At 47.2% G+C, this 8,682-nt stretch carries 8 protein-coding genes; 5 read left to right on the forward strand and 3 right to left on the reverse strand.

What is annotated here, in order from left to right; translation table 11 throughout:
• The 4 genes from F4X88_21640 to F4X88_21655 form a co-directional block, all read left to right on the forward strand.
• A partial coding sequence (locus F4X88_21640) for a phytanoyl-CoA dioxygenase family protein (protein MYA58888.1) occupies nucleotides 1–823 on the forward strand: 823 nt, incomplete at its 5' end.
• Nucleotides 824–1,148: 325 nt separating this feature from the next.
• Complete coding sequence (locus tag F4X88_21645; GenBank protein ID MYA58889.1) at nucleotides 1,149–1,385, forward strand: hypothetical protein; 237 nt, start codon at nucleotides 1,149–1,151, stop codon at nucleotides 1,383–1,385.
• Nucleotides 1,386–1,521: 136 nt separating this feature from the next.
• Nucleotides 1,522–2,367: a hypothetical protein gene (locus F4X88_21650; GenBank protein MYA58890.1), complete on the forward strand. Its 846-nt coding sequence runs from the start codon at nucleotides 1,522–1,524 to the stop codon at nucleotides 2,365–2,367.
• 10 nt (nucleotides 2,368–2,377) lie between these two features.
• The gene (locus tag F4X88_21655) at nucleotides 2,378–2,791 is read left to right on the forward strand and encodes a hypothetical protein (protein ID MYA58891.1); all 414 of its coding nucleotides are present in this window, start codon (nucleotides 2,378–2,380) and stop codon (nucleotides 2,789–2,791) included.
• 25 nt (nucleotides 2,792–2,816) lie between these two features.
• Here F4X88_21655 and F4X88_21660 read toward each other — a convergent pair whose 3' ends face one another.
• The 3 genes from F4X88_21660 to F4X88_21670 form a co-directional block, all read right to left on the reverse strand.
• A complete protein-coding gene (locus tag F4X88_21660; protein MYA58892.1) occupies nucleotides 2,817–3,845 on the reverse strand; it encodes a hypothetical protein in 1,029 nt (342 codons plus the stop codon).
• A gap of 166 nt (nucleotides 3,846–4,011) precedes the next feature.
• On the reverse strand, nucleotides 4,012–5,145 hold the full coding sequence (locus F4X88_21665; GenBank protein MYA58893.1) for a Gfo/Idh/MocA family oxidoreductase: 1,134 nt from the start codon (nucleotides 5,143–5,145) through the stop codon (nucleotides 4,012–4,014).
• A gap of 250 nt (nucleotides 5,146–5,395) precedes the next feature.
• A complete protein-coding gene (locus F4X88_21670; GenBank protein MYA58894.1) occupies nucleotides 5,396–6,439 on the reverse strand; it encodes a sugar phosphate isomerase/epimerase in 1,044 nt (347 codons plus the stop codon).
• A gap of 664 nt (nucleotides 6,440–7,103) precedes the next feature.
• Here F4X88_21670 and F4X88_21675 point away from each other — a divergent pair.
• Entirely contained in the window at nucleotides 7,104–8,624 is a 1,521-nt protein-coding gene (locus F4X88_21675) for a hypothetical protein (protein MYA58895.1), read from the forward strand.
• The last annotated feature ends 58 nt before the right edge of the window (nucleotides 8,625–8,682 follow it).

The raw sequence follows: 8,682 nt of genomic DNA on the forward strand, positions 1-8,682 counted from the left end.
CCAAAAGGGTTCTCTTTATTCAAAAAATTGGGAAATTAATTATCAAACTCACGTTGAGTTAGCGCAGTTGGTTGATGACGGGACGCAAGCGGCAATCAAACATGGAATCCTGGATCCGTCGGATACGTATGACGACGAGCCGTTTGAAACGAGATTGGCGCGGGTCTCGAATGCTTGTTCCGATCCGAATTGGATTTGGAGCAACTATTTCAGAGACCAGAAAATCCGAACCGCTGGGATGTTCACGCTCAGGACGGCACCTACCCTCCTTGATGTCGTTGGCTCTCTCATCGGTAACGAGATCTTCGCGCATCCGCAATTTAATTACCGTGCCAAATTGCCCGATCAAGCGATTACTGTTATCCCGTGGCATCAAGATTTGGCGTATCTTACCCCTGAAGAAGCGGGGGATACCTTGGTTGTGAACGTTTGGCTTCCACTCATACGGGCAACGGAAGAAAGCGGTTGCATGCAAGTCATCCGTGGTTCACACCGCTACGATCTGATTGCGCATAACTACCAAGATCAGACCCCCGGACATACGGGGGGTAGAGGCATCAGCGATGAAGAATTGCCACCCGGTGATGTCGTTACCGCTGAACTTGAAGCGGGCGATGTTTTGCTGACGAGTGAACGGGTTGTCCACCGTGGACTTCCGAACCGTTCCGATACAGTGCGTTGGAGTGTTGATACGCGCTATAGCCAAATCGGGTTGCCAACGGGTCGCGAAAATGTTCCCGGTTTCATCGCTCGAAGTCGGTTAAATCCTGAGCGTATTACCAAGTCCCATCACGACTGGAATTCGCAGTTCACATCGAACTAAGGAGAAATGATGCAGGACTTTGAAAATCCCTATTCTCAAGTTCAAAACTACTAATTGCCGAAAAAATTTCCAATTTTTCTTTACTATTTTTGTCGAATATGTTATACCATTTCTAAAAGTTTATATCGCATTAACCGCACCTTCCTGCACAGACTAACAGTCTATGCTACAAGAAAGCACAAGACAAAAGTTTATGCTATAATTTCAATCAGAAATGGTATTATTATTCCTCTATTGAGGATTATCGGTAGTTTCTACATCATCATTTAACCTAAATCTTTTGTTTCGTCCCTAACGACGGACGACAGAACAGAGAGGAAACAAAATGAAGACAATCATTGTGAAAAGTATTGCTCTCGTGCTCATTCTTACCTTTGGATTGATCCTACTGCCACAACAGGCAGAAGCAGGAGTGGCGTGTTGGCTCGCAAGAGCAGCTTGCGCTGCAGCAGCTGCAGGTGCGGCCGCGACGTGTGCAACGTTTGGACCGGGTCCAGCTTGCGCAGCAGCTGTCATAGCCGCAGGATACGTTTGTGCACAAATTGATAATCACTGCGACTGAAATAAGCATTGAGCAAGGATACATGTATGACTTTCTCGGTTTCGATGTAGTTTTACAACAAACCGAGAAAGTTTTCTTAGATGTTTAAGGAGAATGTATTGTGTTTCCTCTCCAAAGTTTAAGGGGTTTCTTTCAAATGAGAATGAATTCCATAATTTATCTTTTCGCTATTCCTGTTTTTATGGTAACACATATATCAGGATGTACGGACACCGAAGAGCTAAACCAGTTCATTGGGAATACGGCGATCGCTGAGGAAACAGAAGTCGCATCCGTAGCCAGTAAGCCCACACCTGAAATCACTTTCGCAAAACTGCGGCAGGAATTTCCTGATGAAATTTTGGATAAAGACTTCAACACGCTAAAAAAAGTGACGACTTCTAAAAACTACTTGGATTTTCTTGTCCAGACTTATCCTGCGGTGGTTCCCTTTGAAACCTTGGATGGGTTTCTTCACGTTGCCCCTCCGCCCCCCAAAAAATACGAGCCTTTTTTGAAGGAATTTATCGCAACACCTACCGAAAAAGATGTAACTAACATTCATCACATGTTTTTAACCTATCGGCACTTGAATGCCGAGATGTATCAAATGATGCACGAGGGAAATATTTTAGGGACTGCTCAAATTATTTTTAAAAAGGTAGAAGTTGTTGACAAAGACCCCATTGATGTGTGGTTAGCGGGCCGTTTCGCAGATAAGGGTCAAGAGGTCCTTTTAAACTTTTTCGCCCGTTTCGAAAATTTCGTCATTGAAACTGAAAAAACAGATGCCCACAAGGTAGATGAACGCTTTGAGACATACGGGAAAGAGGAAGGGCTCTTATGGCTCGCGATTCTTGAACCCGTATTCACTGGACAAATCCTCAATGACTTTACCGATACAGAAGTTTTCCTGGAGTGGGTTAAAGGGAAATTCTTTCCAGACCACCCCGTTGATCCTTTAAACCTACCCATAAACATACCAATACCTCAGGCACCATAGGAGGACCCTCATGTTTTTACCAAAAACCAGACACATTTTGTGCGCATGCATCCTAATCCTTGCAGTTCTGTTCGGAAACGTTCCTACTCTCTATGCGGACTCCAGCGTTTCTTTCTTCAACAGCGATTTTATCATTGCCATGGGTGTGGGTACCGTTGGATACTATCTAACCCCACTGGATGATTGGCAAGCGAAGATTCACAAACTCGAACAGGACGAGTTATTCGTTCAACGTTGGATGCTGCTCAACGACGAGCCCGCTTCTCTGGAAAAAGGCAAAAGGGCTCTTGAGAATATTCGGAAAGAAAGAGAGACGATCAAGAAAAAACGCAACCGCTTTCGATTGTGGTATTATCCTACCATCACGATAGTCGGGACGGGCGTGCTGATGTTAGCAGGATGGATTTTCGGAGGATCTTCATGATACAGAAAATGTGGAACATATCCAATTAAGCATCTCCAAACTTTTTCTTGAACAGCGATACCGTATCGTGATCCGGGTGATTCGGCAGTTCAGCGGGTGCCTCCCATTCTTCGTCGACATCCGTTAGTTTCACAGGGTTACCACTGTTTTCCAGAACCGATTTCCAACCCGCGAGGAAGACGTTCGTCTTGTGTAAAATCTGGTCAAACGTCTGTGGCATTTCGTTATGGAGTGCCATGTTCTGGAACGCCCAAATCGTAGGCAACCAGATTTCCGTTTTATCGAACGGGTAGCCGCTACCGGTGTGAATTCTGAAATTCTCACCACCATAGGCTTCCTGTGTGTGAATCTGCACTGTTCCCCACGAACCGCTCACTTGATGAAGGGTCCCGTAGAATTGACGCCCCTCACTGTCGACATGCTCGAAGGTAAGAACACCCGGTGGGCTGTACCAACTATCGGCTTGATATGCGACGGACACAACCGGATTTCCTGCCTCCGCGACCGCCTTACAGACCATGTAAAGCCCATGGATGCCGTGGGTGGGATAGTCGTCGAACGAGTTGGTCGCCGTATAGCAGATGATTTGCTTATCGCTTGCCCACGCCTTGGCGCGTGAGATAGCATCGTTGTGCTCGTGACTCGATGGTGCAAGAATAGCCGCGCCATGCTTTTCCGCGAGTTCAATCATTTGCCGTGATTTCGCAAGGGAGTTCGTAAACGGACGATTGATGAGGTTCGGCAAGCCGGCTTCGAGATACGGTTCATGGAGGATGTGGTTCCATGGGTGATTATAGTAGCCACCGGAGATCACACCGTCTACCTTCCCCAACATATCGTCAAAATTCTTGACGACTTCGCAACCGTAAGGTTCAGCAACCGCTTTCGCCTTTTCGTATTCGATATCCCAACAGTGAGTGATTCGCATCCCTGTGAAGGGTGTATCTTTCTCGCCAGGGCGCGGGTTGATATGCGGTGCCCACAACGGCATGTGTGAATATGAATCTACGTTCAGAAATCCGACACGGAAAGGTTCAGCGTTAGATGTTGGCATAACTATCTCCTTTTCTTCTTAGAGTTTTAGGTTATCAGTTTTCAGTTGCCAGTTAGTTTCGTGGCAGTTGCAAAATGCAGTCACACTCCACAAAACTCTTAACTGACGACTCTCACTGCGAGGCAAACTGAAAGGGTTGCGTAGCAACCCGTACTGATAACTTTTCTCACATTGAAACCCACGTTGAGCCGTTTTCACAGGACTCAACCGCCTTGTAGATGAACTGCATACCCCGCAATCCGTCATAGACTGTCGGGAAATCGTATGCCTCTGTTTCCATGGGATCGCCGTCAATGTAGCGGCGGATGGCTTCGACAACACCAACATAGATTGTCGCAAACGCTTCCAGATACCCTTCGGGATGCCCTGTCGGGATCCGGGCACCTGCTGCCGCAGCTTCGGAGAGATAGCCCTGCCCGCGGGTCAGCGTCTGTCTCGGTTCACCATAACGATAGAGTTCAAGATAGTTCGGATTCTCTTGCGCCCATTTCACCGCGCCCTGTTCGGCGTAGACGCGGAGTGTGAGACCATTTTCTTCGCCGGTGGCGACCTGACTAATGCTTAAAACACCTTTACCGCCACCTTTGAAACGGAGCAAGGCGTTGACATCCTCATCCAGTACTCTGTCGGGCAGGAAAGTGCTCTTATCAGCACAGAGTTCAACGATCGGATCGCCAGTAACGTATTCAAGCAGATTCACGCAGTGTGTGCCGACATCCCCCATCGTGCCCCCGATCCCTGATTGCGCCGGATCGACACGCCACGCGGCTTGTTTCTGACCGAGTTTTTCGTGCGGGACCATCAGGAAGTCCTGTAGGTATTCGACAATGACCTTGCGAATTGGTCCCATCGCGTCTTCAGCGAACAACGCTCGCGCATGCCGCACGAGCGGATGCCCCGTGTAATTGTGTGTCAATGCAAAGACAAGTCCCGAATCCTCAACACGTTTCACAAGTGCCTCGGCTTCATCGAGGCTGTAGGTCATCGGTTTATCGCAAACAATGTGGAAACCCGCATCGAGAAACGTCTTTGCGATCTCAAAGTGGGAGATGTTCGGTGTGACAATGCTCACAAAGTCAATGCGTTCATTTTCGGGGCGCGCGGCTTCGGCTTCCGCCATCTCTGCATAACTGCTGTAGCAACGGCCTGGATCAAGATATAACTCAGCACCGGTGGTTTTTGTATTTTCGGGATCGCGTGAGAAACACCCGGCGACGACTTCAATTTGCTGATCGAGTGTGGCAGCGATTCGATGGACACCCCCAATAAAGGCACCCTGTCCGCCACCGACCATACCCATTCGTAATTTCCGATTCCAAGATTCCATAATGCTTTACTCCAAACAAGATTTTAAATATATTTACCGCATTCCTCAGCCGTAGCCTGCAACAATACGCAGAAATACCGGATTTAGTCTGGGAATAGACTCAATCCATACGCAAGTCGCGTGTGGACTTGCGGGACAATGTATTACATTGCAAAAACACGCAGGCGGATTTGAGGGATGTTCATCACAGTTTTAATCAATGTCATTCTTCCGCAAGGTAAGATTAAAAATTCAATCCAAGGATATCCCGATTCCGTGCCGTGTCGGTTTCCCCGCCTGCGAAGTCATCAAAAGCGACATCGGTCGTTTCGATAATGTGTTTGGCAATAAACGGTGCACCTTCTGCCGCCCCTTGCTCTGGACTTTTCACACAGCATTCCCATTCCAGGACCGCCCAGCTGTCGTAACCCGCTTCAGTCAGGAGCGTGAACACCTGTGTGAAATCCACTTGCCCATCGCCAAGTGAACGGAATCTACCAGCACGTCCAGCCCATGATTGATAACCCCCGTAAACCCCAACCCGACCTGTCGGACGGAATTCAGCATCTTTAACGTGGAATCCCTTGATGCGTTCGCTGTAAAGTCGGATGAAGTCGATATAGTCGAGCTGTTGAAGCAGAAAATGGCTTGGGTCGTAGTTGAGGCAGGCGGCGGGATGGTTGTCTGTGTAATCTAAGAACATCTCGTAAGTCGCGCCGTCGTAAATGTCCGAACCCGGATGGAGTTCGTAGGCAAAGACCTGACCGTTATCGCGTGCCAGATCCAGAAGTGGCAGCCAACGTGCGGCGAGTTCTTTGAACGCCTCCTCAATAATTCCGTCGGGACGCTGGGGCCACGGGTAGATCGTATGCCACGCGAAGCCGCCTGAAAGCACAGGAATGACATCCAGTCCCATATTCACCGAGGCGTGGATACATTTCGTTAATTCGTCTGTTGCCCATGCTGTTCTTTCGGCACCTCGTAAGCCGGGGGGATGGAACGCCTCAAACATAACCTCGTATGCGGGATGCACAGCCAAGACCTGTCCAGCGAGATAACCGGCGACCTCTGTCGCTTCAAGTCCCATCTCGTCAAGTGTCCCCTTGAATGCGTCGCAATAGGTTTTGGATTCAGCGGCTTTTCCAATATCAATGACGCGGTCGTCCCAATTGGGGATTTGGACACCTTTGTACCCCAAGCCTGCAACCCATTTTCCGATATTTTCCATCGTATCGTATGGTGCCTCGTCCCGCATGAATTGGGCGAGGAAGATAGCTGGACCTTTGATTTTCGGCATTATTCCGTATGCTCCTGTATTTGTATGTAAACCCTAACCGTGTAAGAGGCGTGAGTTTGATTTTTGTCTTCGTCTTTATAACATGTGCCCGCGAGCCTGAAACGAAGTGGAAGGCGAAGGATAGCAGAAGGTCGTCATTAAGCTCGCTTCGTTGTTTAACGCTTACCGAATTATTAAAAAGACTCGGTTTCAAATCGGCGAAAAATAATTACCAAATGTTCACGGATTTTCGGTATAATATATAATAGTTCCTATGATATGTCAATAGTTGTAGTCATCCGTTCTCGGTAATCAGTTACAGGAAATTTATGATTTCATTATACCCTTCTTTAAATCCGTGAATTGAATAAAAAATTCTATCTTATACCATTTCTGATTGAAATTGTAGCATAAACTTTAGTTTGTGCATGCTTGTAGCATAGACTGGCGAATGCGCGTGTGGCATTCGCAAAGACGCTGTGCACTCAAGTGCGGTTAATGCGATATAAACTTTTAGAAATGGTATTATTATGCATGATGCAAATCATCATTGGTAGATTTTAGAATTACTTGGACATTCTAAAATAGTATGAAGGTTTCCGCTAACGGGCATTCACACTCGCACAAACTAACAGTTTATGCTACAAAGATGTCCATATATCTTTAAGATCCACTAATGTTCATCTCAAACAAAGTTTTTCCATTTTCCAATTATATGAACAATTTTCTGCGGTTAACTCGATGCATGAAACATTTTCTGATATTACTTTTGCTGTGCTTGACAACGAGTATCCATGCTGAAGGAATAGTATGTGAGGTGGATAGACCGAGTATCGTAGAACGTGTCGTCAATAAATCTAATCCCTCGGTCTTTGCTACATGGATGCATGAAATTCTAAACGAGCCAATACCCAGTAATCCATGGGAGTGGTCATACTTTAAATCTGTCGTATCCCGCCGAGATCTGTATTGGCAAGCTGGTTTCAGGGCTAACGTTGGATTTCAAAAACTTACATCTGAAGTGCCCAAAATGGTTTTACGCGGAGACGACGAGAAGGTTCTGAGAACCCTGGATGAAAGAAACCAGATACAGGCTCTCAATCCCGACTTCCTATTTATTGCAGGATTATACTACTATGGTGCGCGCACAAGCTTCTATCCAGAAGATTGGCCGTATTGGCTCAGGGATGAAGCGGGAAACATGATTCAAGACGACGGCTGGGCTGAAATGCTCATAGATTATACACTGCCGGGTGCGGAAGCCCATTTCGTTGAAATGGCGGTCTCGGTGGCGAAGTGTGGTATCTTCGATGGAATATTCCTGGATTTGTGGGGTGAAGTGGCAGAAAAAATACCGGGGAACGATAACACGGCACATCTGTATCACGGCAATCGTGTAGAGGCACTTGTTTCACTGGTAAAGCGGATTCGTGAAGCCGTCGGGGACGACTTTCTCATTATTGTCAATTCGGGTACTCGGAAAATCCCACGCTCTGCACCGTATGTAAACGGTGCGTTCATAGAAACTTCGTTTGGTGAGACAGGTAAGCTTCGCGAAAGGATACTTCAACTTGAGAATGCGTTGGTGTGGAATGAAGAAAACTTCAGATACCCGCAAGTTAACTGTGTGGAAGTTTCACGAATTCCAACTGAACCTTGGGACTCACCCGCTAATCAGCGATGGGTACGATCTGTCACAAGCCTAACCCTTACGCATTCCAATGGCTATGTGCACATTGCTACCGTTGTGGATCCTGATAAGAGGGACAATTGGTATTCGTTCTGGGATGCCCCTCTCGGTGTCCCTATCGGTGGTGCCGAAACCAAAGGCGTTCTCTACGAAACCCCGAAAGGTGAAATCATCGATGGGATATTCATCCGTGAGTTCACAGGCGGCTATGCTGTCTATAACCGTTCTGGCACGGCGCAGCAGGTTTATCTGCCCGAGCATGCCTCCGGTTGGCACTCAGGTGTCAAAAACAAACAGTGGCACATGCTCGGCGATATGGACGGAGAGATATACATCAAATCCGTAGCGACGCTTGCAGACGTAAATGCGGATGGCATCGTGAACATCTTGGATCTCGTGCTGGTGGCAAATGCTTTTAATGCGACCGAACCAGATCTGAATGGGGATGGTGTTGTCAATATATTGGATCTTGTATGGGTTGCTAACAGTATAGGAAATCGCAAATAATAATAACGTGAGTTTGAAAAAAGTTTAGTCTTTAGAAAAGCACGGGTAAATCGGTGCC

The organism is Candidatus Poribacteria bacterium (assembly GCA_009839745.1).
In the GTDB taxonomy this organism is placed as follows: domain Bacteria; phylum Poribacteria; class WGA-4E; order WGA-4E; family WGA-3G; genus WGA-3G.